The sequence below is a fragment of the Pseudorhizobium sp. NPDC055634 genome, from assembly GCF_053618655.1.
Genome location: NZ_JBSHHW010000002.1, coordinates 204617 through 229534, shown reverse-complemented (window position 1 = coordinate 229534; position 24918 = coordinate 204617). Strand labels below are relative to the sequence as shown.

The following is a 24918-nucleotide window of genomic DNA, read 5'->3' as shown; positions in this document are numbered from 1 at the left end:
ATTCCTCCGGATCGTCAGTGGTTGAGCCCGAGCACGTCGAGCATGTCGTAAAGGCCGGGCTTCCGGTCACGCCCCCAGAGGGCCGCCGTAACCGCGCCGCGTGCGAAGATGGAGCGGTCGAGCGCGCTGTGCGAGAGGGTGACGAGTTCGCCTTCGCCCGCAAAAAGTACCGAATGGTCGCCGACGACGGAACCGCCGCGTAGCGTCGCAAACCCAATCGTACCGGTCTCTCGCGGGCCGGTATGGCCGTCGCGTACCTTGACCGCATGGGACAGCATGTCGATTCCGCGTCCCTTTGCGGCAGCCTCGCCCAGCAGCAGGGCCGTCCCCGAGGGGGCGTCGACCTTGTGCTTGTGATGCATTTCGAGAACTTCGACGTCCCACCGGGCCGGGTCGAGCGCGCGCGCAGCCTGTTCGACCAGGACGCCGAGCAGGTTGACGCCGAGGCTCATATTGCCGGACTTGATGATGCGCGCGTGGCGGGCTGCGGCCTTGATCTTTTCTTCGTCGTCGGCGGAGCATCCGGTCGTGCCGATCACGTGGACGATCCGCGCCTGGGCGGCCAGTCCGGCAAAGGCGACGGTTGCGGCCGGGCTCGTGAAGTCGAGAACGCCATCGGCGTGGACGAAGGCCTGCAGCGGATCGACGGTCATCGGGACCCCGAGCGTTCCGACGCCCGCGATTTCGCCGGCATCCTTGCCGACGAAAGGTGAGCCCTCCCGCTCGATGGCGGCGTGCAGGACCGCGCCGGCGGTTTCATGGATGACCCTGATCAGCGTCTGGCCCATGCGTCCGGCCGCGCCCACGACCACGAGTTTCATCGGATTGTCGCTCATGCCGGCAATGCTCTCATCTTTACGGGCTTGCTTCCTGGGTCTGCAGATTGTTGAGGCGAGCGTAGAGACCGTCCTTGCGCTGCGCAAGCGTCTCGTGGGTACCCTCCTCGACGGCCCGCCCCTCGTGCATGACGACGATCTTGTCGGCATTGACGACGGTGGAAAGCCGGTGGGCGATGACGATGACCGTCCGCCCGCTCATCGCGGTCTCGAGAGCCTTCTGGACGGCGGCCTCGGACTCGTTGTCGAGCGCCGACGTCGCCTCGTCGAGGAGCAGGATCGGTGCGTTGCGAACCAGCGCGCGGGCGATCGACAGTCGCTGCCGCTGGCCGCCCGAAAGCGTTATGCCGTTTTCTCCGACCGGTGTCTCGTAGCCGAACGGCTGGGCGAGGATGAAGTCATGCGCGTAGGCGAGCCGAGCTGCCTCCTCGACCTCCGCATCCGTGGCTTCCGGCCGGCCGTATCGGATGTTGTCTCGGATCGTCCCCTCGAAGAGGTAGGGCTGCTGCGACACGTATGCGATGTGCTGGCGAAGCGACATCTTGGTGACGTGGCTGATGTCCTGCCCGTCGATCAGGATGACGCCTTCCGAAGGATCGTAGAAGCGCGGGATCAGGTTGATGATCGTCGACTTGCCTGCGCCGGAAGGACCGACAAGCGCCGTCGTCTTGCCGCCTTCGGCCACAAGGTCGACACCGCGAAGGACCGGGTCGCCGCTCGCATAGGAGAACGAGACGTCGCGGAACTCGATCCGCGCTTCTGTCACCACGAGGTCCCTGGCGCCCGGCTTTTCCCGCTGCTGAGGCTGCAGGTCGAGGAGCGCATAGATCATCCGCGCGTTGACCACGGCGCGCTCCAGGTGGACCTGGAGCTTCGCCAGCCGCCGCGCCGGGTCATAGGCCATCAGCAATGCCGTCACGAAGGCGAAGAAGGCACCCGGCGGAACTCCGTCGTAGATCGACCGGAAGGCGGCATAGGCCAGCACGCTGGAGATCGCGAATCCGGCAAAGGTCTCGGTCAGCGGCGCCGTCCGCTCGGTCAGCCGGGCGATCCGGTTGGCGCGGTTTTCCGCCTGGCTGATCAGCTTCTCGACCTTGCTGCCGAGGGCCTTTTCCATGGTGAAAGCCTTCACGATGGAAATGCCCTGGATCGTCTCCTGCATGGCGCCGAGCACGTGGCTGTTCAGTTCCACGGATTCGCGCGTCGCGCTCCGCAGCCGTCGCGACACGTAGCGCAGCGCGAGGATGAGCGGAGGCGCCACCACGAAGACGATCAGCGAAAGGATGGGATCCTTGCTGACCATGACGCCGATGAGCGCGACCAGGGTGAGGAGGTCGCGTGCAGTGGAGGTGACCGTGAGGTTGAGGACGTCGCGGACCCCGTTGACGTTCTGGCTGATCTGCGCCGCGAGATGCGCTGAGCGGGCTTCGCTGAAGAAGCCGACCGACAGGCCCATGAGGTGGGTGTAGAGCCGCCGCTGGTAGCGCGCCACGATGTTGTTGCCGATCTTCGAAAGCGTGACCGACTGGCCGTAGGTGGCAAGCCCGCGCAAGACGAATGCCACGAAGATCGCACCGCAGATGAGCCAGACGACGTCGGCGCGCTGGTTTGCGAAGGCCTCGTTGACAACCGCCTCCATGATCCAAGCGGTAAAGGCGGTCGTCGCCGCTACGACCACCAAGCAGAAGATCGCGAACGCGTAGCCCCTTATGTGGTCACGGCCGTTCTCCGCGATCACGCGCTTGAGGACGCTTGTCACGGTCCCGGAATCGAGGTGCGGCTTCTTGTCTTTAGATGAGCCCAATAGGCGTCTTCCCGTGTGTGGACGGCCGAAAGCGGTCGTCCTTGGCCGGTCTATAGCGAGCGAGCAACGGCTTGGCTAGTGCGGGCGCGCCGCGGTGGCGGGAGGAATGATCAGCGCTTCCAGCGCCGGCCCTGGGTCGAAATCCCGTAGGCCCCCGGCGTGCGTGCATAGCTGCCGAGCCCGGCAAGTGCCGCGAGCGGATGGGTGACGACGAAGGTGGGAATATGCCGCATCAGTTCGGAATGCGGCGCCTTGTCCTCGAAGGCGGCACGGAATTCCGGCTGCATGAGCGCGGGAATGATCCTTTGCGAAATGCCGCCGGCGAGAAAGACGCCGCCCTTTGCCATGAAGACGAGTGCGAGGTCCCCCGCGAGCCTTCCGAGATAGGTGGCAAACAGCGAGACCGTCTCGGCGGCCTGTCGGTCGCTCCCCGAATGCCAGGCGGCGGTAACGTCGGCGGGAAGAGCGAGCGTTGGCGCGATGCCATCGGCGGCACAGACGGCACGGTAAATGTTGACCAAGCCGCGGCCGCACAGCAACTGTTCCGCCGAAATCCGTCCTTCGATGGGCTCCAGATGCGGGAAAATCTCGAAGTCACGCCGGGACCGGGGACCGATATCGACATGACCGCCTTCGCCCGGGACCGGAAACCACGTCTCGCGGGCGTGGACGAGGCCCGCAACGCCGAGACCCGTGCCCGGCCCGAGGACGACGCGGGAAGCCGTCACGGGCGGGAACGATGGGCCGATGACCTCGCGGTAGTCGTCCGTCAGGCAGGCCACGGCGAGCGCCTGCGCCTCGAAATCGTTCAGCACCAGCACGTCGTCGAAGCCGAGCTCGGAAATGAGTATCCTCGGTCGGACCACCCAGTCGCAGTTGGTCAGGTCGATCTCGTCGCCTTCGATGGGGCCGGCGACGGCGAGGATCGCGGAACGCGGCCGCACAGGCGTTTTCTCCAGCACGTCCTGCCGGATCGCATCGTCGATCGTCAGATAGTCCGCGGTCCGCACGTTCGCGAACCGGATCGGTTCCGCGGTCTCGTCCGCGAGGATGGAGAAGCGGGCATTGGTTCCGCCGATGTCGCCGAGCAGGATCGGGAAGGGAAGGCGCTCGTTCTCTGTGGCGTGGTGCATCGTCGCGTCCATCTATTGGAAGTCGATCAGTTTTTCGGCGGTCGCACGATTGAGGGCCATCGGGATGTCGTAGACCGTGGCGAGACGCGTCAGCGCCTTGACGTCGACATCATGCGGAAGCGCGGTGAGCGGATCGATGAAGAAGAGAAGCATGTCCACCTCGCCGGTGGCGATCATTGCCCCGATCTGCTGGTCGCCGCCGAGGGGGCCGCTCTTGAGGCGGGTAATCTCCAGTTCGGGGCAGGCCTCCTTAACCCTGCCGCCGGTGGTTCCCGTGGCCACGATCCGGAACCGGGACAACACGGCCTGGTGCCGGCGCGCGAACTCCGCCATGTCGTCCTTTTTCTCGTCATGTGCGATGAGCGCAATGCAGCCGGTCACGTCCCATTCCTTGTCGGGCTTAAATCGATTTACATGGCTTCTACAGCGGCAGCCAATGGTTGAAAAGCCCGATCAGGGCAAGGGGCGAGGCTTCGGCATCGGACCGAAATCCGGCAGCACCGTGCCGTTGATGATCGCCTCGATGTTCTGGGCGGGCGCCGCGCCTGCCGAGCCGCCGGAATAGGCGGCCACGCTCGATCCGGGGGGAGCATCGTCCGCGCCGCGGGCAGGAGCTGCCAGCACCGCCGCGCAGGCTTTCGGCAGGTCGGAAAGCATCATCGGGCGCGGCTTGACCGGTTTTGCCTTCGGATCCTTCTTCGGCTTGGCCCACGGCTCGTCCGTGAACCACCAGGCAAGCGACTTGTCGCAGCCGTCGCCGTCCGCAACCCGGGCCTGCGGCTTGCAGCCGGCCGCGCCCGCCGGGCAATGGAGGCGGATATGGAAATGCTCGTCATGGCCGTAGACGGGCCGCACCTTGCCGAGGAGCGACCGGTCGCCGCGCCAGGTATCGCAGAGCTTCTTCTTGATCGCGGGGTTCACGAAGACGCGCTCCACCTGCGGATAGCTCGCCGCCTGCATCACGACCCGCGCGTGCGTGTCGGTCCAGCGTCGCGGATCGACCGTGAGGAAGCGCTTCTTGTCGAGCATCGAGGTGAAGGGCAGGTCTTCCCGCTGTTGCGGCGAAAGCGGCTGGGAGGGCTTCGGCGTGAACCAGATGTCGGCGTCGAGCCCGATCTGGTGCGAGGCGTGCCCGAAAAGCATCGGTCCTCCGCGGGGCTGCGAAATGTCGCCCAGCAGGATGCCCGTCCCCCAGCCGAGGCTCGCGGCGTCCCGTGAGAAGCGTTCGAGAAGGGCGATCATTTCCGGATGGCCCCAACGCCGGTTGCGGGAAAGGCGCATCGCCTGCCAGGTGGGACCGTCGGTCGGAATGGCGACGGCACCCGCGATGCATCCCTTCGCGTAGGAACCGTGGGGAGCCGGCTCGTTGCGGCTCGGCAGCTTTGCGCCCCCGAAGAGTTCCTTGGCCGGCGTGTCCGCCGCCGCATGGCCGGCGATCAGGAACAGGGCCGCTCCAGCCGCTAGCAGCCGAGCCGTGAAACCTCTGGTTTTGCGCATGCTTGCCGTCTTCCCCGCAAATCATTTCACCCGAATCTAGCGTGAAAGAAGATTTTGTTGAAACGGAGATGGGCGGTCCCTCATCGATAATACGCTTGTGAGCGTCCCGCGCCTGTTTTTTGCCGCGCTTTGGCCTATGCTCCGGCGCAACACAACAGCAAAGGGATTCAGCATGCAATTGGCCCGATCGAAGGCATGTGTTGCAATCGCTCTGGCGGTAATTGTTCTGGGATCAACTGCCACGGTCGCCCAGGAGCCGCGATGGCGTCACGGGATGGCGGTAATCGGCGATCTGGAACTACCCGAGGATTTCAAGCAACTCCCTTATGTAAACGCCGAGGCGCCGAAGGCAGGTGAGTTACGTTTGGCGGATGAAGGGACGTTCGACAATCTAAACCCGGTGATCGACCGAGGGGCTCTGGCCGCGGGCAGCACCATGGTCTTCGACACGCTAATGAAACGGTCGGAAGACGAGGTGTTCGCAACCTATGGCTTGCTTGCAGAGGCCGTAACGTACCCCGATGACATTTCTTCGGTGACGTTCAGGCTGCGGCCCGAGGCCAAATGGGCCGATGGTCAGCCCGTGACGCCCGAGGACGTGATTTTCAGCATGGAGATGCTCAAGGAACATAGCGCGTTCTATTCCGGCTACTACCGCCACGTCACCGCCGCCGAAAAGACCGGCGATCGCGACGTCACCTTCCGCTTCGACGAGAAGAACAACCGTGAACTGCCGTCAATCGTCGGCGACTTTCCAATTCTTCCAAAACACTGGTGGGAAGGCAAGGATGCTCAGGGCAAGACGCGCGATATCACGCGGACAACGCTCGAGCCGACGATGGGATCGGGCCCTTACAAGATCGCCTCTGTTCAGCCTGGCGCCACGATCCACTACGAGTTACGCGACGATTATTGGGGCAGGAACCTGCCGATCAATCGCGGCCAGTACAATTTCCGGACGATTAGCTACACATATTTCGCCGATGCCGAGGTCGAGTTCGAAGCGTTCCGTGCAGGAACGTTCGATTTCCGTCAGGAGAATAGCTCCAGCCGGTGGGCCACCCGTTACGATTTCGACGCGGTGAAGGACGGGCGCGTAATCAAGGAAGCGCTGTCGAATCCGTTGAGGGCCACCGGTATCATGCAGGCCTTCGTGCCCAACATGCGTCGGGACATATTCAAGGACGCACGTGTCCGAGAGGCCCTGAACTATGCCTACGACTTCGAGGACCTCAACAAGAACCTCGCCCATGGCGGACTGAAGCGCGTCGACAGCTTCTTCTGGGGCACAGAACTCGCGTCCTCGGGGCTGCCGCAGGGCCGTGAACTGGCGCTGCTAGAGGAGCTGAAGGACCAGATTCCGGCGCGCGTCCTCACCACTCCTTATACCAACCCCGTCGGCGGTGACCCTCAGAAGGTCCGCGACAACCTGCGAAAGGCGATCGGACTGCTGAAGGAAGCCGGGTGGGAGTTGAAGGGTAATCGGATGGTCAACGCAAACAGCGGCCAGCCCCTGAGCTTCGAGATACTGCTGAGCAGTCCGTCGCAGGAGCGCACCGTGTTGCCCTATGTGGCAAGCCTCAAGAAGATAGGCATTGAGGCGCGTCTCCGTTCTGTTGACGCTTCCCAGTATATCAACCGTATCCGCAGCTTCGATTATGACATGATGTACGGCGTGTGGGCTCAGTCAATGAACCCCGGGAATGAGCAGGTGGATTTCTGGGGCTCCGAATCGGTGGATCGTCAGGGGTCGCGCAATTATGCGGGGATCTCCGACCCGGCAGTCGATTCCCTCATCCGAAAGATCATATTCACAGACGACCGTGAAGAGCAGGTAGCAGCCATCAAGGCCCTGGACCGTGTGCTGCTGGCCAACCACTATGTCGTCCCGATGTTCTATTCCGGCGAAGTGAAGATCGCCTACTGGAGCCGCCTCTCACATCCCGAACGATGGCCGAACTATGGTCTCGGCTTTCCGTCGGCCTGGTGGTCCACCGGGGCATCGAACTAGCCTCGTGTCGGGTGCTGTGGCATCACTATCGGTGCGAATCACCAAACATGCGGCCCGCCGCGAAGAAGGACAATATCGGTTGACGCTGACGACGCCGAGCGTTCGTGCTCCCGCCATGCCAGGGGCTAGCTGCTGATGGGTGCCTATATCCTCAGACGCCTGCTGTTGATGATCCCGACCATGGTCGGGATCATGGGCATTTCCTTCCTGGTGGTGCAGTTCGCGCCGGGCGGCCCGGTCGAACAGGTGATCGCGCAACTGACCGGGCAGGGCGACAGCGCCTCCGACAGGCTGTCGGGCGGCGGAGACCTGCTCGGCTCCCAGGGCGGCTTCGAGGACAATTCACGCTATCGCGGCGCCCAGGGACTGGATCCGGATTTCATCGCCAAGCTCGAGCAGCAGTTCGGCTTCGACAAGCCGCCGCTCACCCGCTTCCTCGACATGATGTGGGACTATATCCGCTTCGATTTCGGCGAGAGCTTCTTCCGCAACGCCTCGGTGATCGATCTGATCATCGACAAGATGCCGGTCTCGATCTCGCTCGGCTTCTGGATCCTGATCATCTCGTACCTGATCTCCATCCCGCTCGGCATCCGCAAGGCCGTCAGGGATGGCTCCGCCTTCGACATCTGGACCTCCGGGATCATCATCGTCGGCTATGCGGTCCCGAGCTTCCTCTTCGGCATCCTGCTGATCGTCCTTTTTGCCGGGGGCTCTTTCTTCGACTGGTTTCCGCTGCGCGGCCTGGTGTCGGAGAATTTCGCAGAGCTGTCGTGGTGGGAGAAGATCATCGACTACTTCTGGCACCTGACGCTGCCGCTGATCGCGCTTTCGCTCTCGGCCTTCGCGACGACGACGCTCCTCACCAAGAATTCGTTCCTCGATGAAATCCGCAAGCAGTACGTGATCACCGCCCGCGCCAAGGGATTGTCCGAGCGGCGCGTCCTCTACGGCCACGTGTTTCGCAACGCCATGCTGATCGTCATCGCGGGCTTCCCGGGCGCCTTCATCTCCGCCTTCTTCACCGGCTCGCTGCTGATCGAGAACATCTTCTCGCTCGACGGGCTGGGCCGCCTCGGCTACCTCGCCGTGGTCAACCGCGACTATCCGATCGTCTTCGGCACGCTCTACATCTTCTCGCTCATGGGCCTCGTCGTCAGCCTCGTCTCCGACCTCATCTACACGTGGATCGATCCGCGCATCGATTTCGAGCGGAGGGACGTGTGATGGAGGCTTCCGCAAACAGGCCGGCTTCCGCGTCGCGTCCGAAGCGCGACTGGCTGTCGCCGACCAATCGCCGGCGGCTGCAGAATTTCAAGGCGAATCGGCGCGGCTACTGGTCCTTCTGGATCTTCATGGTCATCTTCGTCCTCAGCCTGTTTGCGGAGTTCATCGCCAACGACCGGCCGATCGTCGCTTCCTACAAGGGCGAGGTGCTCTTCCCGGTGCTGGTGGACTATCCGGAGGAAAAGTTCGGCGGCTTCCTGGCGACGACCGACTATCGCTCCTCCTTCATTGCCGACGAGATCGAGGCCAACGGCTGGATGATCTGGCCGCCGATCCGCTACTCCTACCAGACCGTCAATTCCAACATCCCGCATTCCGCCCCCACAGCCCCCTTCTGGCTGTTGGACAAGGAACAGCGCTGCGCCGGATATCCGCTGGGATCGGAGGACCCCGCCTGCGTCCTCGGAAATCTCAACTGGCTCGGTACGGACGACCAGGCGCGGGACGTTGCGGCCCGCATCATCTACGGCTTCCGCGTCTCGGTTCTTTTCGGGCTGATACTCACCATTGCCTCGGCCGTGATCGGCGTGACCGCGGGTGCCGTACAGGGCTATTTCGGCGGCTGGACGGATCTCCTGTTCCAGCGCTTCATCGAGATCTGGTCGTCGATGCCGGTCCTCTACATCCTGTTGATCATCGCGGCGATCCTGCCGCCGGGCTTCTTCGTCCTGCTCGGCATCATGCTGCTGTTCTCCTGGGTAGGCTTCGTCGGGATCGTCCGCGCCGAATTCCTCAGGGCGCGGAACTTCGAATACGTGAATGCGGCGCGCGCGCTCGGTGTCGGCAACGGCACGATCATCTTCCGACACCTCCTGCCCAATGCCATGGTCGCCACCCTGACGTTCCTGCCCTTCATCCTGTCTGGCTCGATCGCCACTTTGACCTCGCTGGACTTCCTCGGGTTCGGCATGCCGCCCGGCTCGCCGTCCCTCGGTGAGATGATCGCACAGGGCAAGAACAACCTGCAGGCCCCGTGGCTCGGGCTGACCGCCTTCTTCACCATGTCGATCATGCTGTCGCTGCTGATCTTCGTCGGCGAGGCGATCCGCGATGCCTTCGACCCGCGAAAAACCTTCCGGTGAACCGATGAACGAGCCTCTGCTTTCCGTCCGGAACCTGTCGGTTGCCTTTCACCAGGGCAAGGAAACCACGCGCGCCGTGGACGGCGTATCCTTCGACATCATGCCGGGGGAAGTCGTGGCACTTGTCGGCGAGTCGGGCTCCGGCAAGTCGGTCACCGCCAACTCCATCCTGCGGCTGCTTCCCTATCCCGCCGCAAGCCACCCCTCCGGCGAGATATTCTTCGGCGGACAGGACCTGCTGAAAGCCTCCGATCCGGTGTTGAGGCAGGTTCGCGGCAACGACATCACGATGATCTTCCAGGAGCCGATGACCTCGCTCAATCCGCTCCATACGATCGAGAAGCAGATCGGCGAGATCCTCGATCTCCATCAGGGGATCACCGGTCAGGCGGCGCGCACGCGCATCCTGGAACTGCTGAACCAGGTCGGCATCCGCGAACCCGAGAAGCGCCTGCAGGCCTATCCGCACCAGCTCTCGGGTGGCCAGCGGCAACGCGTAATGATCGCCATGGCGCTGGCAAACCGTCCGAAGCTCCTGGTGGCCGATGAGCCGACGACGGCGCTCGACGTCACCGTCCAGGCCCAGATCCTCGAACTGTTGCGCCGGCTGAAGGGCGAGCACGGCATGTCCATGCTCTTCATCACCCACGATCTCGGCATTGTCCGGAAGTTCGCGGACCGGGTCTGCGTTATGACCGGGGGACGGATCGTCGAAAGCGGCAATGTCGAGGACGTCTTCCTCAATCCGCAGCACGAATACACCCGCCACCTCCTGGCTTCCGAACCGCGGGGCGAGCCGCCGGTGGCGGACCCCTCCAAGCCGGTCGTGATGGAAGGACAGGATATTCGCGTCTGGTTCCCCATCAAGGCGGGTCTGATGCGTCGCGTGGTGGATCACGTGAAAGCCGTGGACGGCGTGAGCCTGTCGCTGCGGGCCGGCGAAACGCTGGGCGTCGTCGGCGAATCCGGCTCCGGCAAGACCACGCTCGGGCTGGCGCTGGCGCGCCTGATCTCCTCGGAAGGCCGGATAGCCTTCATCGGCAACGACATCGGCAGCTACTCCTACAAGCAGATGCGGCCGCTTCGCGACCGCCTCCAGGTCGTGTTCCAGGATCCCTACGGCTCGCTGAGCCCGCGAATGTCGGTGGGGGAAATCATCGCGGAGGGGCTCAGGGTTCATGAGCCGTCGCTCTCGCCGGACGAGCGCGACGAACGGGTGCGCTGGGCGCTTGCGGAGGTCGGTCTCGATCCCGAGACGCGCTGGCGCTATCCGCACGAGTTCTCCGGCGGCCAGCGCCAGCGCATCGCCATTGCGCGGGCCATGGTGCTGAAGCCGCGTTTCGTGATGCTCGACGAGCCGACGTCGGCGCTCGACATGACGGTGCAGGCCCAGGTCGTCGACCTCCTGCGCGACCTGCAGAAGAAGCACGACCTCGCCTATCTCTTCATCAGCCACGATCTGAAGGTCGTGAAGGCGCTGGCCAACCATGTCATCGTCATGCGCGGTGGAAAGGTGGTCGAGGAAGGGCCGGCGGAACGGATATTCCACGCGCCGGAGCAGGACTATACAAGGGCGCTGATGGCCGCCGCATTCGATCTCACGGCGGTCGATTCGGCTGCCATCAGCCAGTAGCGCGACGGAAACCCCCATGACCTCCTCCAAGCCTTCGATCGTCATAGACCTGAAATTCCAGCGCCGTGACGTCGAGCGGGCGCTTGCCGGCGCATTCGAGGGACGCGAGGTGATGCTGGCCGCCGACAAGGACCGGGATATTTCCTCGGCCCGCTACGCTGTCATATGGAAGCCTGATCGCGACCTGTTCCTGCGCGCACCCGATCTCGAGGTTCTGTTCTCCGGCGGCGCCGGCGTGGATCACATCCTCGCTCTTGGCGACCTGCCGGCGTCTCCTATCGTCCGTTTTGTCGATGAAAGCTTGACGACCCGCATGAGCGAGTGGGTCGTGCTCCAGTGCCTCAGCCACCTGCGGCAGGTGCCGGCCTATCTGGGCCAGCAGCGGGAGCATCTGTGGCGCGAACTGCCGCAGCCGGAGGCGAAGGACGTCACGGTCGGCATCATGGGCTTGGGTACGCTCGGGCGGGACGCCGCGGCAAAGCTGAAGGTGATGGGCTTCAACGTCCTCGGATGGTCGCGGACCAGGAAGGAGATCGAGGGCATAGAAACCTTCGACTCGGTCGGTCTGGATCAGTTCCTCTCGAGAACCGATATCCTGGTGGGCCTCCTCCCGCTGACGCCGGATACCCGCGCAATCTTCGACGGGAACCTTTTCCGCAGGCTTCGCCGCGATGGCGCGCTCGGCGGACCGGTCTTCGTCAATGCCGGGCGGGGCGGAAGCCAGGTGGAGACAGACCTCCTGGAAGCCCTGAAGGACGGGACGCTCGTCGGCGCCTCACTGGATGTCTTCGAGGTCGAGCCCCTGCCGGCCGAGAGCGCGTTCTGGGATACGGACAATGTCATCGTCACGCCGCACGCGGCCTCCGCGAGCGACGTAGCGGCCCTCTTCCGCCACGTCGAGCGCCAGATCGACCGTTTCGAGGCGGGGCTGCCCCTGCAGCACGTCGTGGACCGCGCCAGCGGCTATTGACCCGGCGGAACCTCGCGGCGCGCCAATCGTTCCCCTGCCACGCCACCGGCCGAATCGGCCGTGCAGAGGAGCAACCCGATGAACACGCATTTCGATCCGAACGATCCCGATCCCGCCCGCCGACAGACCGGCCCGGCCGGCACGCCCGCGGAGCAACCCTTGAGCGCCACGGAGGCGCGTCAGGGGCGGGAAGGCTTCCCGGTCCTGAAGGTGCTGATCGCGGGCCTGGTGCTTGCCCTGATCGCATGGGGTGTTGCCGAGATGTGGGGGCAATCCACCGAACCGCCTGCAGAGCAGACCGCGACACCGCCCGCGGCGGATACCGTATCGCCCGGTCGGGATGCGCAGCCATCGGCCGATCCGGCCCAGGCGCCTCCCGCAGCCGGTGCGCCGGCCGACTGAGACCCGCTTCGACATCGGTCGCGGTTCGCCGCGGCCGAATTGCCGTGTGGACTTGCCGGTCTTTTTTGCCTAAGTCTTGCGACCGGGAGGCGGTTTTCCGATTTGCCTTCGTTCCGATTGAGACGAGCCGGCCCTCTCTGGCCAAGGCAGCACAGGCATGACGAAGACCGATATCGCGACCCGGGTTTACAACCACACCTGGAAGCTCGACCCGATCATCCGCAGCCTGATCGATACGGACTTCTACAAGCTCCTCATGCTGCAGATGATCTGGAAGCTCTATCCGGACGTCGAGGCGACATTCTCCCTCATCAACCGCACGACCTCGGTACGTCTGGCGGACGAGATCGACGAGGGGGAACTGCGCGAGCAGCTGGATCATGCCCGTGCCCTTCACCTGTCGAAGAAGGAGATGATCTGGCTTGCGGGTAACACCTTCTACGGCCGCAAGCAGATATTCGAGCCGGAGTTCCTGAACTGGCTCGCCACCTACCAGCTGCCGGAATACGAACTGTCGAAGCGCGACGGCCAGTACGAGCTGAACTTCCACGGTCGCTGGATGGAAACCACGATGTGGGAAATTCCGGCGCTCGCCATCATCAACGAACTGCGCTCCCGCGCAGCCATGCGCCACATGGGTCCCTTTGTCCTCGACGTGCTGTATGCACGGGCAAAGGCGAAGATGTGGGAAAAGGTCGAGCGCCTGCGGGCGCTTCCCGGCCTGCGAATTTCCGATTTCGGCACCCGCCGGCGCCACAGCTTCCTCTGGCAGCGCTGGTGCGTGGAGGCCCTCAAGGAAGGCATCGGCCCGGCATTCACCGGCACCAGCAACGTGCTGCTCGCGATGGATTCCGATCTCGAGGCGGTGGGGACCAATGCGCACGAGCTTCCCATGGTCATGGCGGCGCTGGCAAACACCGACGAGGAACTGCGGGCGGCACCCTACAAGGTCCTGAAGGATTGGAACCGGCTTTACGGCGGGAACCTTCTCATCGTCCTGCCGGATGCCTTCGGCACCGCTGCCTTCCTGCGTGATGCACCCGAATGGGTGGCGGACTGGACGGGCTTCCGTCCGGACAGCGCGCCACCCATCGAGGGCGGCGAGAAGATCATCGACTGGTGGCGCCGAATGGGGCGGGACCCGAAGAGCAAGCTTCTGATCTTCTCGGACGGCCTCGATGTAGATGCGATCATCGATACCTACCGTCATTTCGAGGGTCGGGTCCGGATGAGCTTCGGCTGGGGCACCAACCTCACCAACGATTTCGCCGGTTGCGCGCCCCGCAACGTGGAGAGCCTGAAGCCGATCTCGCTCGTCTGCAAGGTGAGCGACGCGAACGGCCGGCCGGCCGTCAAGCTTTCCGACAACCCCCGGAAGGCGACAGGCGATCCCGCCGTGGTGGAACGCTACCTTCGCGTCTTCGGGACCGAAGACCGCGTCGAGCAGGCCGTGCTCGTGTAGGAACGGAAAAGCCCCGCCGGTGGCGGGGCCCTGAAACAGAATGAAGCTCTGCCGGATTAGCGGATCACCTGCACCACCTTGCGGGTCTGTGGGTCGACGATCACGCGCTGCTCGTTGACGACAGCGTAGGAGTAGGTGTCGTACTCCGGCACGGGCGTTAGAACGACCGTTTCGGGCAACGGCTTGCCGACGACAATTTCCTCCTCGACGACGACGCGGCTGGACGGAACCGGCTGGGTTTCAACGTAGCGGACGACTTCCTGCGGAGGCGGGTCGATCGCGGTGCCGAGCGCGGCGCCGGCAATACCGCCGACCGCTGCACCGATCGGACCGCCGACGATCGCGCCGGTTACTGCGCCACCGGCTGCTCCGGTTGCGGTTCCCTCCTGGGCGGATGCGCCGGTCGCGAAAGTGGCTGCGAGGATCGCGCCGGAAACAATGAGGATCTTTTTCATGTCTTTCTCCTTTTGTTGCCCTTCCGCGCAGAAGAACCCCCAGAGAGAAAGCTTGTTCCCCATTTTCTGTAACCGTTGATAAACGGGCGTCATGCTTTGCGAGCGAGCCGCAGTGAGTTCTTTAGTGCAGGATTTCGCCCCGGATCTCGTTGTGCAGGATCGAAAGCGCCTCTTCCAGTGCGTCGACGAGCACATCGGTTACCGCGTCGAGGTCGTTCTCTTCAAGGAAGAGCGCCAGGGTCTGTTCGGAAAGGGTGCCTGGAAGGTCGAGGTCTTGTGACATTTCATTGTCCTTGCTGGAACCGCTCATCGGTTCCGCCCTCTATGCAGGCCTTTCCTTGCGCGGACCTAGTCACGGCGCTCGAAGCTATTCGATGCGACAGCAGGCGGAGAGGATCTCGCGAAGACGTTTTGATCGGCAGCGCCTTGTGCGGGAAGATCTCGCCAAGGCCTCATCGGCCCTGCCTGTGAACAGCGTTTCTCGGCGAATCCCGAAAACGCGGGCAGCGTCAGCCTGATGACGAAATGTCGGGCCAGGATCGTCAGCTTCATGCACTATGATCTGGGATATATCGATCTCGAGCAGAGAACGTTGCAAACCATCGACAACCCGTTCGGCACGAGGTTGTCACCCATGTCTTAGGTACAAACCGTTACCTATGTATCCGGGTCGGACAGCCGAGGGAATGGCGGACAGAGAGGGATTCGAACCCTCGATACGGTTTCCCGTATACACGCGTTCCAGGCGTGCGCCTTCAACCACTCGGCCACCTGTCCTTGGAGTAAGGGCTGCATGCGCGGACGCGAAGCAGCGGTCGGGCGCGATATATAACGAGGATTTCGCGTCGATCAACCGGAATTTGCACGCACCTGTCATAAGGCGTTTCCTGGCGGCCGCAGGCGTGCTGCCTGTTGCGCGGCAAGCCTGCGCGCGTTATCGCTTGACGCAACCGATTGTCCCCGCCGTTGCGGATTGCGAGGTCAGGAGCCGGCCCTTGATACGCAGCGTCTTTCGCCTTCTCAGCCTCTTGGCGCTTGTCGCGGCGATCCTCGTGGGCACGCTTGATTCCATCCAGTCGGTCGCCTCCTCCTCGGTGGTGATGACGTCGCTCGGAAATCACTGGCAGAACCTGGACGTGGTGAGCCTTGCTATGGCGGAGGCCGCCGCCGCGCACTATATCCATGCCGATGCATGGCGGTGGGCCGTGGCGCCGGTTCTGGCGCAGCCTGCCTTTGCCGTATTCCTCGTGCTTGCCCTGCTGTTCTGGATGATCGGCTACAGGCGTCCGCGATTTGCCGGTCGGTTCTCGGCCTGATCGAGCATCCGGATACCGAGGCAGGCATTTCCTCGCACGCCAGGAGGCGATGATGTTCGTGACCGACATGTTCAACAAGAAGACAGCCATGCCGACGGCCGAGACGGCGCTTGCGGGTCGGGATCAACCGATCCCGACGTCGGACCGTCACTTCGTCAATGGCCACTCCCTGCATGAGCCCTTTCCGGCCGGCATGGAAATCGCCTATTTCGGCATGGGGTGCTTCTGGGGCGCCGAGCGGCTGTTCTGGAACATTCCCGGCGTCTACGTGACCTCGGTCGGTTATGCCGGCGGGATCACCCCGCATCCGACCTACCACGAAACGACCACCGGGCTTACCGGCCACGCGGAGATCGTCAAGGTCGTGTTCGACCCGTCCGTCGTCACCTATCGCACCCTGCTGAAGACCTTCTTCGAGGAGCACGATCCGACGCAGGGCATGCGCCAGGGCAACGACATTGGCACCACCTACCGTTCGGCGATCTATACGACCACGCCGGAACAGGCAGCGGAAGCGGCCGAGGCGATGGCGGCCTTTCAGGCAGCGCTCGATGCAGCGGGCAAGAACGCGCGGATCACGACGGAGATCGCGCCGCTCGACGTCTACTACTATGCCGAGGATTACCATCAGCAGTACCTCGCCAAGAATCCGGGCGGCTATTGCGGTCTGCGCGGCACCGGGGTGAGCTGCCCGATCGGCTAGCTTCCGATTGCATTGAGCGATACCTGAAAGGATGCCCCGAGCCTGCAGTTCGCGGCATCCTGGTTCCATGGAGCGGCCGGCATCGGAATTTTACCAAAGGAAAAAAACCGGGTGAATTTTTCCATCGCACATGCAAAAGTGCGAGAAGCCAGTCTGCGGTAGGGGAAGACCGGTTGCCGCAGATTTGCCGCCGATCGGCCTGCGGGTGGCACCCAGCGAACAAACATCTAGAACAGGGCTGAACGATGAAGAAAACCCTTTTGACCCTCATGGCCGCTGCAGCAATGTCGGCAACCGCGCTGGCAGCGGAAATCAAGCCGGCCTTGGTATACGGAACCGGCGGCAAGTTCGACAAGTCCTTCAACGAAGCGGCGTACAATGGCGCCGAGCAGTTCAAGAAGGAAACGGGGGTCGAGTACCGGGATTTCGAGCCCACCAGCGATACGCAGGGCGAGCAGGCGATCCGCAATTTCGCGAGCCGCGGCTTCAACCCGGTCGTCGCGGTTTCCTTCGCATGGACCTCGGCCATGGAAAAGGTCGCAGCCGAGTTTCCTGACACCAAGTTCGTGATCGTCGACTCCGTTGTCGACCTGCCCAACGTCCGCTCCGTCGTCTACAAGGAAGAGGAAGGCTCCTATCTCGCGGGTCTCCTCGCCGGCATGGCCTCGCAGACCGGAAAGGTCGGCTTCGTCGGCGGCATGGATATTCCGCTGATCCGCAAGTTCGGCTGCGGCTATGTCCAGGGCGTGAAGGCGGCAAAGCCCGACGCGACGGTCTTCCAGAACATGGTCGGCACCACCGGTGCGGCCTGGAATGACCCGGTCCGCGCCGGCGAACTCACCAAGAACCAGATCGACCAGGGTGCGGATGTCATCTACGCGGCAGCCGGCGCGAGCGGCCTCGGCGTCCTGCAGACGGCCGCCGACAACGGCAAGCTCGGCATCGGCGTGGACTCCAACCAGAACCACCTGCATCCGGGCAAGGTGCTGACCTCGATGGTCAAGCGCGTTGACCTCGCCGTCCACGACGCCTTCAAGGATACCCAGGACGACAAGTTCACCGCCGGCGTGCAGGCGCGCGGCGTCAAGGAAGATGGCGTCACCTACGCGGTCGACGAGAACAACAAGGCGCTCATCACCCCGGAAATGTCCGAGGCCGTTGAAAAGGCCAAGGCCGACATCATTGCCGGAACCGTCAAGGTTCACGATTACATGTCGGACAATTCCTGCCCGAACTGATCGAACGGAGGGCGCCTGCGGCAGTGCCGCCGGCGCCCGGCCAAATACGCGATTTGAGAGGCGACGCTTGAGCCTGGACCCTTCAGCCGTACCGGCGATTGAACTTGTGGGCATCGACAAGAGCTTCGGCCCCGTTCATGCCAACAGGAATATCAACCTCGAGATCGCCAAGGGCACGATTCACGGGATTATCGGCGAGAACGGCGCCGGCAAGTCCACGCTGATGTCGATCCTCTACGGCTTCTACCAGGCCGACCGCGGCGAGATCCGCATTTCCGGCAAGCCCGTCATGATCCGCGACAGCCAGGCGGCGATTGCCGCCGGCATCGGCATGGTTCACCAGCATTTCATGCTCGTCGAGAATTTCACCGTCCTGGAGAACGTCATGCTCGGCGTGGAGGGTGGCCCGCTGCTCGCCCGGTCTTCCGAGAAGGCGAGGGCAGAACTCGAGCGCCTGGAAAGGGAGTACGGGCTGGAGGTCGATCCGGACGCCATCGTCGAGGAGCTTCCGGTCGGAGCGCAGCAGCGCGTCGAGATCCTGAAGGCGCTCCATCGCGGTGCCGATATCCTCATCCTCGACGAGCCCACCGGCGTCCTGACGCCGGCCGAGGCCGACCACCTCTTCAATATCCTGCGGGTCCTGCGCGAACAGGGAAAGACGATCATCCTGATTACCCACAAGCTGCGGGAGATCATGGCGATCACCGACTCGGTTTCGGTCATGCGCCGTGGCGAGATGGTCGCCACCCGCAAGACGGCGGAGACGACGGTGACGGAACTGGCGGAATTGATGGTGGGCCGCCACGTCCTCCTTCACCTGGAAAAGGGAGAGGCGCATCCCGGGAAGGTACTGCTGTCGGTCCGCAACCTGACCGTCAAGGATTCCCGTGGCGTCACCATGGTCGACAATGTTTCCTTCGACGTTCGGGCAGGGGAGATCGTTGGCATTGCGGGCGTCGCCGGCAACGGGCAGTCGGAACTGCTGGAGGCGATCGCCGGGATACGCAAGCCCGCATCGGGCGAGATCATCATGGACGGCCAGCCGCTGGCGGGCCTCGACGCTGCCCGGCGTCGCGAACTCGGGCTTGCCCACATCCCGGAAGACCGGCATCACATGGGACTGGTCCTGAAATTCGAGGAATACGAGAACTCTATCCTCGGCTACCACCGTGATCCGAGATACGGTCGCGGGGCCTTGCTCGACCTCGATGCGATCCGGAAGGATGCCGAGGACAAGATCGCGAAATACGACATCCGCCCTCCGAATCCGCGCCTCAAGACGGCCAACTTTTCCGGCGGCAACCAGCAGAAGATCGTCGTCGCCCGTGAGATCGAGCGGGACCCGAAGCTGCTCATCGTCGGCCAGCCGACGCGCGGCGTGGATGTCGGCGCCATTGAATTCATACACCGCCGCATCATAGAAACGCGCGATGCAGGCAAGGCAGTGCTCCTGGTCTCCGTCGAGCTTGACGAGATCCGTTCGCTTTCGGACCGTATCCTCGTGATGTTCGCCGGCCGCGTCGTCGGCGAGAAGACCGGCAAGGCGGACGAACAGACGCTTGGCCTGATGATGGCCGGTATCGCGGCGTGAGGCCCAAATGACGACAGCATCCGTGCCGCTTCCCAACTGGATCAGCTATGGGGTGATCCCCCTGCTCAACCTGCTGCTTGCCTTCTTCTTTTCCGGTCTCGTCGTCTGGTGGATCGGCGAAAGCCCCTGGCAGGCGCTCAAGTTCCTCATCCAGGGCTCGCTCGGCCGGGGAGACGCGATCGGTTTCACGCTCTTCTATGCCACGAGCTTCATCTTTACCGGCCTCTCGGTCGCCGTCGCCTTCCATGCGGGCCTCTTCAACATCGGTTCTGAAGGGCAGGCCTATGTCGGCGGACTTGGCGCGGCGCTCGCGGCGCTCGCCCTCGACCATTACGTGCCGTGGTACGTGACGATGCCGTTCGCGATGGCCGGCGCCGCGCTCTTCGGTGCGGCCTGGGCCTTCATTCCGGCCTGGCTGCAGGCCAGGCGCGGCAGCCACATCGTCATCACCACGATCATGTTCAATTTCATCGCCGCCGCGCTGATGGTCTATCTTCTGGTCAACGTCCTGATCGTGCCCGGCAAGATGGCGCCGGAGACCCGGACCTTCCTGGAGGGCGGGCAGCTTCCCAGGCTCGACTGGCTGATGGCGCTGTTCGGGCTGAAGCTCGGGCCCGCGCCGTTCAACGTGTCGTTCCTGATCGCGCTTGTGATGTGCTACCTCGTGTGGCTGCTGATCTGGCGCACCAAGCTCGGCTACGAGATGCGCACGCTCGGCATCAGCCCCTCCGCCGCGATCTATGCGGGTGTTCCCTATACCCGGACCGTGATCATCGCCATGCTGATCTCCGGAGCGCTGGCCGGCATGATGGCGCTGAACGCCGTCAACGGCGCCGCCGCCCGCCTGCAGGTGGAATTCGTCGCCGGCGCCGGATTCGTGGGGATCGCCGTATCGCTCATGGGGCGAAGTCATCCGGTCGGGATCATCCTTGCGGCGATCCTCTTCGGCATCCTCTACCAGGGCGGCGCAGACTTGTCCTTCGAGATGCCGACCATCACCCGCGACATGATCGTCGTCATCCAGGGTCTTGTGATCCTGTTTGCCGGCGCGCTCGAATACATGTTGCGACCCGCCGTCGTGCGCGTCTACCAGAAGTTCGCGAAAGCCTGAGGAGGAAGCGATGGACTATTTCGACATCTTCGTCAGCATCCTCGGCTCGACCATCCGCCTGTCGATCCCGCTGCTCTTCACCGCGCTTGCGGGGCTTTTCTCCGAACGCGCCGGGATTTTCGACATCGGGCTCGAGGGCAAGATGCTGGCCGCGGCCTTCGCATCGGCGGTCGCCGCTTATGTCACCGGTTCGGCCTGGCTCGGCCTTCTCGCCGGGATCGGCGTATCGATCGCATTCTCGCTGGTGCATGGTTTTGCGTCGATCACCAACCGCGGCAACCAGATCGTCTCGGGCGTCGCGCTCAACTTCGTGGCCATGGGCCTGACCGTCGTGCTTGGCCAGGCTTGGTTCGGCCAGGGTGGGCGCACGCCGCAGGTTTCGGGCGACGCCCGCTTTGCGCCGATCATCCTTCCCGGTGCCGATGCCATGCGCGAAGTGCCGATCATCGGCCCGCTCTACGCCAACGTCATTTCCGGAAACAACATCCTGACCTACATGGCCTTCGCGGCGGTTCCGCTTGCCTGGTGGGTCCTGTTCCGGACCCGTTTCGGGCTGAGGCTGCGCGCCGTGGGGGAAAACCCGGGCGCCGTCGACACCGCCGGCATCTCCGTTGCGTGGATGCGCTATCGCGCCGTCATCGTGGCGGGGTTCCTGTGCGGCTTTGCGGGAACCTACCTCGCGATCGCCCAGTCCGCCGCCTTCATCAACAACATGTCGGCCGGCAAGGGCTATATCGCGCTCGCCGCCCTGATCTTCGCCAAATGGCGGCCGGTGCCGGTGATGTTCGCCTGCCTTCTCTTCGGCTTCCTCGACGCGGTCGCGAACTTCATGCAGGGCAAGTCCCTGCCGGTCATCGGCGAAGTGCCCGTCCAGATATTCCAGGCGCTGCCCTATATCCTCACCATCATCCTCCTTGCCGGCTTCATCGGCGTCGCCCGTGCGCCGAAGGCGGGTGGTGTCCCCTATGTAAAGGAGCGCTGAATCCATGTCGCACGAGCTGTTCGAAGCTGCCCGTTCCGCGATGGAAAAGTCCCATTCGCCCTATTCGAAGTTCCCCGTGGGAGCCGCGATCCGGGCCGACGACGGCAATGTCTACCTCGGCGCCAATATCGAGAACCTGTCCTTCCCTCAGGGCTGGTGCGCGGAGCCCACGGCAATCGGCGCCATGATCATGGGCGGTGGGCGGCAGATCAGGGAACTTGCCGTGATCGCCGAGAAGCTGCCGCTCTGCACCCCCTGCGGCGGCTGCCGACAGAAGATTTCCGAATTTGCCTCCGCCGACACGCGGGTCTACCTCTGCGACGATCAGGGGGTCCAGAAGACGGTCACGATGGCTGAACTCCTGCCCTATGCCTTCGAGACGGACGTCATCGGATGAGGGAGGTCGTCGATGTCCTCGTCGACCGGCTGAACGGGTTGATGCCGCGATGTGCCATCGTGCTCGGGTCCGGCCTCGGCTCGCTTGTCGATAACGTCACCGAGGCCGTCCGCGTCCCCTATGGCGATCTTCCCGGATTTCCGGCGAGCGGCGTTACCGGGCATGCGGGAGAGCTGGTGGCGGGGTATCTCGGAAGGGAGCCGGTGATCATGCTCTCCGGACGGGCGCACTATTACGAGAAGGGCGACCCTCGCGCCATGCGCTTCCCGATCGCGGTCCTGAAGGGGCTTGGCGTCCAGTCCCTCGTGCTTACAAACTCCGCCGGTTCAGTCCGCCAGGACATGCCGCCCGGTTCGGTGATGCAGATTACCGACCACATCAACTATTCGGGCATGAACCCGCTGATCGGCGAGGAGGGCGATGGGCGTTTCGTCGGAATGACCAGCGCCTACGACCCCGAACTGGCGACCGACATGCGCAACGCGGCGATACGCTGCGGCATCCCGCTGTTCACCGGTGTCTACATGTGGTTTTCCGGTCCGAGCTTCGAGACGCCCGCCGAGATCCGGATGGCGCGGACGCTCGGCGCGGATGCCGTCGGCATGTCGACCGTTCCGGAGGTGATCCTGGCGCGCTTCTTCGGACTGCGGGTGGCGGCGGCTTCGGTCATCACGAACTTCGGCGCCGGCATGACCGGGGGTGAACTCAGCCACGAGGAGACAAAGGAAATGGCCCCCGTGGGCGGTCGCCACCTCGCCGCCATCCTTCAGGAAATGCTGATGGAAAAAGGCCAGTGATTTCAGGCCATTCGGTCCGCATCCATCCCCTCGGCCCCCGAATGCGAGATTCGGCGGGTTGCGTTAAATCGTTTGAACGCCGATGATGAAGCCTTACGAGGAGGTATCAGCCATGGAGATGAAGACTCCGCGGGAAGCGGCCAGTTGCGCCCTTTCTCTGCTCGACCTCACCAATCTTCGCGACGATTGCGATGCGGCTGCGATCGAGACATTGTGCCGGCGGGCGCAGACTCCCTACGGCTCCGCGGCGGCGATCTGCATCTGGCCGCGGTTCGTGGCCCAGGCAAGGAAGCTCCTCGGGGACGGGCATCCGGTACGGATCGCGACCGTCGTCAACTTTCCTTCGGGCGACCTTTCGGTTGCCGAAGCGGTGGAGGAAACGCGGCAGGCGATCGCAGATGGCGCAGACGAGATCGACCTCGTCATTCCCTACCGGCGCCTGATCGAGGGGGATGAAGCGGCGACGACCGAGATGGTCAGGGCGGTACGCGAAGCCTGCCCGGGGGCCTGCCTCAAGGTGATCATCGAAACGGGTGAACTGAAGAACAGCGCCCTCATCACCCGGGCGTCCGAACTGGCGATCGCGGCAGGCGCCGACTTCATCAAGACCTCGACCGGCAAGGTGCCCGTCAATGCAACGCTCGAGGCGGCCGATATCATGCTTCGCGCCATTCGTGCGTCGAAGAAGCGTGTCGGCTTCAAGCCGGCGGGGGGCATCGCCACGGTTTCGGATGCGGACCTCTACCTGCGGCTTGCCGAGACCATCATGGGGCCGGACTGGATCATGCCGTCGACCTTCCGGTTCGGCGCATCCGGCCTTCTCGACGATATTCTGGCAGTGCTGAGCGGGACGGCGCCGCCGCGTGCGGCGACGGTCTACTGACGGCATGATCCCGCAGGAGATCATCCGCCGGAAGCGCGACGGGCAGGAACTCGCTCCCGGGGATATCGCCGCCTTCGTCGAAGGACTGACCCGCGGGGAGATCACCGAGGGGCAGGCGGCCGCCTTCGCCATGGCGGTATTCTTCCAGGGCATGTCCCGCGAGGAAACGGTCGCGCTGACGCTTGCCATGCGCGATTCCGGCGATGTCATGGACTGGCCCGGCATCTCCCGTCCCGTTTCCGACAAGCACTCGACCGGCGGTGTAGGAGACAATGTCTCGCTCATGCTTGCGCCAATCGCTGCCGCCTGTGGCCTTGCGGTGCCGATGATCTCCGGAAGAGGCCTTGGCCACACCGGCGGCACGCTGGACAAGCTCCAGTCGATCCCCGGCTACGATGTCACGCCGGATCCCGACCTGCTTCGCCGGGTCGTTTCCGAGGTCGGTTGCGCAATCATCGGCCAGACCGGCGATCTGGCCCCGGCGGATCGGCGGCTTTACGCGATCCGCGGCGTCACGGCGACCGTGGAATCCGTGCCCCTGATTACCGCCTCCATACTGTCGAAGAAACTCGCCGCCGGACTTCAGACGCTCGTTCTCGACGTGAAGGTGGGCAGCGGCGCGTTCATGGAGGATCCCGCGCAGGCGGCGGCGCTCGCCCGCTCCCTGGTGGACGTCGCGAACGGAGCGGGGGTTCGCACCAGCGCGCTGCTCACCGACATGAACCAGCCGCTTGCCGATGCCGCCGGCAATGCCGTCGAGGTCGGGAACGCTCTCGAATTCCTCATGGGAGGAAAGAACGGCACCCGGCTGCACGACGTTGTAATCGCTCTCGCGGTAGAGATGCTCATGCAGGCGGGCCTCTGCGAGGGTGCGGACGAGGCGCGGGCGGCCGCTATCAATGCCCTCGACGGTGGCAGGGCCCTGGAAGTCTTCGCCCGCATGGTCCACGCGCTTGGAGGGCCTTCGGATTTCGTGGAGAGCCCGGACCGCTACCTGCGGAAGGCTGCGGTCATCATCCCGGTCCCGGCACCGGACGACGGATGGCTCGCCGCCTGTGCGACACGCGACATCGGGCTCGCCGTCGTCGAACTCGGCGGCGGACGCAAGCGCCCACAGGACCCGATCGATCACGCCGTCGGGATCGATTGCATCCTGCCGCTCGGGGCTAAGCTGTCGAGGGGGGACCCGATCGCCTTCGTGCACGCAAACAGCGAGGCACAGGCACAAAGCGCCGCGGCCGCGGTCATCCGGGCCTACCGGATTTCGGACGTGGCGCCGCAAGCGACCCCTGTCGTCCTCGATCGGATCGCCTGACCACTGCGGAGCG

Annotated in this window: 24 protein-coding genes and 1 tRNA gene; 17 read left to right on the top strand and 8 right to left on the bottom strand. The window is 63.9% G+C overall.

Going from position 1 to position 24918, the window contains the following annotated elements:
- Window positions 1-14: 14 nt before the first annotated feature.
- The 5 genes from dapB to mepA all read right to left on the bottom strand — a co-directional run bounded on the left by dapB (window position 15) and on the right by mepA (window position 5270).
- Window positions 15-836: a 4-hydroxy-tetrahydrodipicolinate reductase gene (gene dapB / locus ACWGPT_RS04175; RefSeq protein WP_452604320.1), complete on the bottom strand. Its 822-nt coding sequence runs from the start codon at window positions 834-836 to the stop codon at window positions 15-17.
- A 19-nt stretch (window positions 837-855) separates the two neighbouring features.
- A complete protein-coding gene (locus ACWGPT_RS04170) occupies window positions 856-2640 on the bottom strand; it encodes an ABC transporter ATP-binding protein (protein WP_452604319.1) in 1785 nt (594 codons plus the stop codon).
- Between the two features lie 110 nt (window positions 2641-2750).
- Window positions 2751-3773 carry a glucokinase gene (locus ACWGPT_RS04165; protein ID WP_452604318.1) on the bottom strand — a complete coding sequence of 341 codons (1023 nt, stop codon included), beginning with the start codon at window positions 3771-3773 and terminating at the stop codon, window positions 2751-2753.
- Between the two features lie 12 nt (window positions 3774-3785).
- Window positions 3786-4154, bottom strand: a complete 369-nt coding sequence (locus ACWGPT_RS04160; protein WP_452604317.1) for a methylglyoxal synthase — start codon at window positions 4152-4154, stop codon at window positions 3786-3788.
- A gap of 72 nt (window positions 4155-4226) precedes the next feature.
- On the bottom strand, window positions 4227-5270 hold the full coding sequence (mepA, locus tag ACWGPT_RS04155; protein ID WP_452604316.1) for a penicillin-insensitive murein endopeptidase: 1044 nt from the start codon (window positions 5268-5270) through the stop codon (window positions 4227-4229).
- 172 nt (window positions 5271-5442) lie between these two features.
- Here mepA and ACWGPT_RS04150 point away from each other — a divergent pair, with 172 nt between their 5' ends.
- The 7 genes from ACWGPT_RS04150 to pncB all read left to right on the top strand — a co-directional run bounded on the left by ACWGPT_RS04150 (window position 5443) and on the right by pncB (window position 14117).
- Window positions 5443-7281 (top strand): extracellular solute-binding protein, encoded by a 1839-nt coding sequence (locus tag ACWGPT_RS04150; RefSeq protein ID WP_452604315.1) that lies wholly within the window; start codon window positions 5443-5445, stop codon window positions 7279-7281.
- A 135-nt stretch (window positions 7282-7416) separates the two neighbouring features.
- The gene (locus tag ACWGPT_RS04145) at window positions 7417-8508 is read left to right on the top strand and encodes a microcin C ABC transporter permease YejB (protein WP_452604314.1); all 1092 of its coding nucleotides are present in this window, start codon (window positions 7417-7419) and stop codon (window positions 8506-8508) included.
- Window positions 8508-9650, top strand: coding sequence for an ABC transporter permease (locus ACWGPT_RS04140; protein WP_452604313.1), 1143 nt, complete (start codon window positions 8508-8510; stop codon window positions 9648-9650). Before ACWGPT_RS04145 ends, ACWGPT_RS04140 begins: the two co-directional genes overlap by 1 nt.
- 4 nt (window positions 9651-9654) lie before the next feature.
- Window positions 9655-11283, top strand: a complete 1629-nt coding sequence (locus tag ACWGPT_RS04135) for an ABC transporter ATP-binding protein (RefSeq protein ID WP_452604312.1) — start codon at window positions 9655-9657, stop codon at window positions 11281-11283.
- Window positions 11284-11299: 16 nt separating this feature from the next.
- Window positions 11300-12253, top strand: coding sequence for a 2-hydroxyacid dehydrogenase (locus ACWGPT_RS04130; protein WP_452604311.1), 954 nt, complete (start codon window positions 11300-11302; stop codon window positions 12251-12253).
- A gap of 78 nt (window positions 12254-12331) precedes the next feature.
- Window positions 12332-12655 (top strand): hypothetical protein, encoded by a 324-nt coding sequence (locus tag ACWGPT_RS04125; RefSeq protein ID WP_452604310.1) that lies wholly within the window; start codon window positions 12332-12334, stop codon window positions 12653-12655.
- Between the two features lie 157 nt (window positions 12656-12812).
- Window positions 12813-14117 carry a nicotinate phosphoribosyltransferase gene (gene pncB / locus ACWGPT_RS04120; protein WP_452604309.1) on the top strand — a complete coding sequence of 435 codons (1305 nt, stop codon included), beginning with the start codon at window positions 12813-12815 and terminating at the stop codon, window positions 14115-14117.
- 56 nt (window positions 14118-14173) lie between these two features.
- Here the strand turns inward: pncB and ACWGPT_RS04115 are convergent, their stop codons facing one another.
- The 3 genes from ACWGPT_RS04115 to ACWGPT_RS04105 all read right to left on the bottom strand — a co-directional run bounded on the left by ACWGPT_RS04115 (window position 14174) and on the right by ACWGPT_RS04105 (window position 15349).
- A complete protein-coding gene (locus ACWGPT_RS04115; protein WP_452604308.1) occupies window positions 14174-14572 on the bottom strand; it encodes a DUF1236 domain-containing protein in 399 nt (132 codons plus the stop codon).
- 121 nt (window positions 14573-14693) lie between these two features.
- The gene (locus tag ACWGPT_RS04110; protein WP_452604307.1) at window positions 14694-14855 is read right to left on the bottom strand and encodes a hypothetical protein; all 162 of its coding nucleotides are present in this window, start codon (window positions 14853-14855) and stop codon (window positions 14694-14696) included.
- A gap of 404 nt (window positions 14856-15259) precedes the next feature.
- Window positions 15260-15349, bottom strand: a tRNA-Ser gene (locus ACWGPT_RS04105).
- 221 nt (window positions 15350-15570) lie between these two features.
- Here ACWGPT_RS04105 and ACWGPT_RS04100 point away from each other — a divergent pair.
- From ACWGPT_RS04100 to deoA, 10 genes are all read left to right on the top strand, one after another.
- Window positions 15571-15888 (top strand): hypothetical protein, encoded by a 318-nt coding sequence (locus tag ACWGPT_RS04100; protein ID WP_452604520.1) that lies wholly within the window; start codon window positions 15571-15573, stop codon window positions 15886-15888.
- 52 nt (window positions 15889-15940) lie between these two features.
- A complete protein-coding gene (gene msrA, locus ACWGPT_RS04095; protein WP_452604306.1) occupies window positions 15941-16591 on the top strand; it encodes a peptide-methionine (S)-S-oxide reductase MsrA in 651 nt (216 codons plus the stop codon).
- 245 nt (window positions 16592-16836) lie between these two features.
- Entirely contained in the window at window positions 16837-17829 is a 993-nt protein-coding gene (locus tag ACWGPT_RS04090) for a BMP family lipoprotein (protein WP_452604305.1), read from the top strand.
- A gap of 67 nt (window positions 17830-17896) precedes the next feature.
- Window positions 17897-19420 carry an ABC transporter ATP-binding protein gene (locus ACWGPT_RS04085; RefSeq protein WP_452604304.1) on the top strand — a complete coding sequence of 508 codons (1524 nt, stop codon included), beginning with the start codon at window positions 17897-17899 and terminating at the stop codon, window positions 19418-19420.
- 7 nt (window positions 19421-19427) lie between these two features.
- The gene (locus tag ACWGPT_RS04080) at window positions 19428-20531 is read left to right on the top strand and encodes an ABC transporter permease (RefSeq protein WP_452604303.1); all 1104 of its coding nucleotides are present in this window, start codon (window positions 19428-19430) and stop codon (window positions 20529-20531) included.
- A 10-nt stretch (window positions 20532-20541) separates the two neighbouring features.
- The gene (locus ACWGPT_RS04075; RefSeq protein ID WP_452604302.1) at window positions 20542-21513 is read left to right on the top strand and encodes an ABC transporter permease; all 972 of its coding nucleotides are present in this window, start codon (window positions 20542-20544) and stop codon (window positions 21511-21513) included.
- A 4-nt stretch (window positions 21514-21517) separates the two neighbouring features.
- Complete coding sequence (locus tag ACWGPT_RS04070) at window positions 21518-21910, top strand: cytidine deaminase (protein WP_452604301.1); 393 nt, start codon at window positions 21518-21520, stop codon at window positions 21908-21910.
- Window positions 21907-22707: a purine-nucleoside phosphorylase gene (locus tag ACWGPT_RS04065; protein WP_452604300.1), complete on the top strand. Its 801-nt coding sequence runs from the start codon at window positions 21907-21909 to the stop codon at window positions 22705-22707. The genes ACWGPT_RS04070 and ACWGPT_RS04065 overlap by 4 nt, the downstream gene beginning before the upstream one ends.
- Before the next feature lie 112 nt (window positions 22708-22819).
- Window positions 22820-23590, top strand: coding sequence for a deoxyribose-phosphate aldolase (gene deoC, locus ACWGPT_RS04060; protein ID WP_452604299.1), 771 nt, complete (start codon window positions 22820-22822; stop codon window positions 23588-23590).
- Between the two features lie 4 nt (window positions 23591-23594).
- On the top strand, window positions 23595-24905 hold the full coding sequence (gene deoA, locus ACWGPT_RS04055) for a thymidine phosphorylase (RefSeq protein WP_452604519.1): 1311 nt from the start codon (window positions 23595-23597) through the stop codon (window positions 24903-24905).
- The last annotated feature ends 13 nt before the right edge of the window (window positions 24906-24918 follow it).

Bases quoted from the DNA above. Each gene is read 5' to 3' on its own strand.
- deoA (WP_452604519.1), top strand. From the start codon at position 23,595: ATGATCCCGCAGGAGATCATCCGCCGGAAGCGCGACGGGCAGGAACTC.
- ACWGPT_RS04090 (WP_452604305.1), top strand. From the start codon at position 16,837: ATGAAGAAAACCCTTTTGACCCTCATGGCCGCTGCAGCAATGTCGGCA.
- mepA (WP_452604316.1), bottom strand. From the start codon at position 5,270: ATGCGCAAAACCAGAGGTTTCACGGCTCGGCTGCTAGCGGCTGGAGCG.
- ACWGPT_RS04130 (WP_452604311.1), top strand. From the start codon at position 11,300: ATGACCTCCTCCAAGCCTTCGATCGTCATAGACCTGAAATTCCAGCGC.
- ACWGPT_RS04145 (WP_452604314.1), top strand. From the start codon at position 7,417: ATGGGTGCCTATATCCTCAGACGCCTGCTGTTGATGATCCCGACCATG.
- ACWGPT_RS04080 (WP_452604303.1), top strand. From the start codon at position 19,428: ATGACGACAGCATCCGTGCCGCTTCCCAACTGGATCAGCTATGGGGTG.
- ACWGPT_RS04150 (WP_452604315.1), top strand. From the start codon at position 5,443: ATGCAATTGGCCCGATCGAAGGCATGTGTTGCAATCGCTCTGGCGGTA.
- dapB (WP_452604320.1), bottom strand. From the start codon at position 836: ATGAGCGACAATCCGATGAAACTCGTGGTCGTGGGCGCGGCCGGACGC.
- ACWGPT_RS04110 (WP_452604307.1), bottom strand. From the start codon at position 14,855: ATGTCACAAGACCTCGACCTTCCAGGCACCCTTTCCGAACAGACCCTG.
- msrA (WP_452604306.1), top strand. From the start codon at position 15,941: ATGTTCGTGACCGACATGTTCAACAAGAAGACAGCCATGCCGACGGCC.
- ACWGPT_RS04070 (WP_452604301.1), top strand. From the start codon at position 21,518: ATGTCGCACGAGCTGTTCGAAGCTGCCCGTTCCGCGATGGAAAAGTCC.
- deoC (WP_452604299.1), top strand. From the start codon at position 22,820: ATGGAGATGAAGACTCCGCGGGAAGCGGCCAGTTGCGCCCTTTCTCTG.
- ACWGPT_RS04165 (WP_452604318.1), bottom strand. From the start codon at position 3,773: ATGCACCACGCCACAGAGAACGAGCGCCTTCCCTTCCCGATCCTGCTC.
- ACWGPT_RS04135 (WP_452604312.1), top strand. From the start codon at position 9,655: ATGAACGAGCCTCTGCTTTCCGTCCGGAACCTGTCGGTTGCCTTTCAC.
- ACWGPT_RS04115 (WP_452604308.1), bottom strand. From the start codon at position 14,572: ATGAAAAAGATCCTCATTGTTTCCGGCGCGATCCTCGCAGCCACTTTC.
- ACWGPT_RS04125 (WP_452604310.1), top strand. From the start codon at position 12,332: ATGAACACGCATTTCGATCCGAACGATCCCGATCCCGCCCGCCGACAG.
- pncB (WP_452604309.1), top strand. From the start codon at position 12,813: ATGACGAAGACCGATATCGCGACCCGGGTTTACAACCACACCTGGAAG.
- ACWGPT_RS04065 (WP_452604300.1), top strand. From the start codon at position 21,907: ATGAGGGAGGTCGTCGATGTCCTCGTCGACCGGCTGAACGGGTTGATG.
- ACWGPT_RS04075 (WP_452604302.1), top strand. From the start codon at position 20,542: ATGGACTATTTCGACATCTTCGTCAGCATCCTCGGCTCGACCATCCGC.
- ACWGPT_RS04140 (WP_452604313.1), top strand. From the start codon at position 8,508: ATGGAGGCTTCCGCAAACAGGCCGGCTTCCGCGTCGCGTCCGAAGCGC.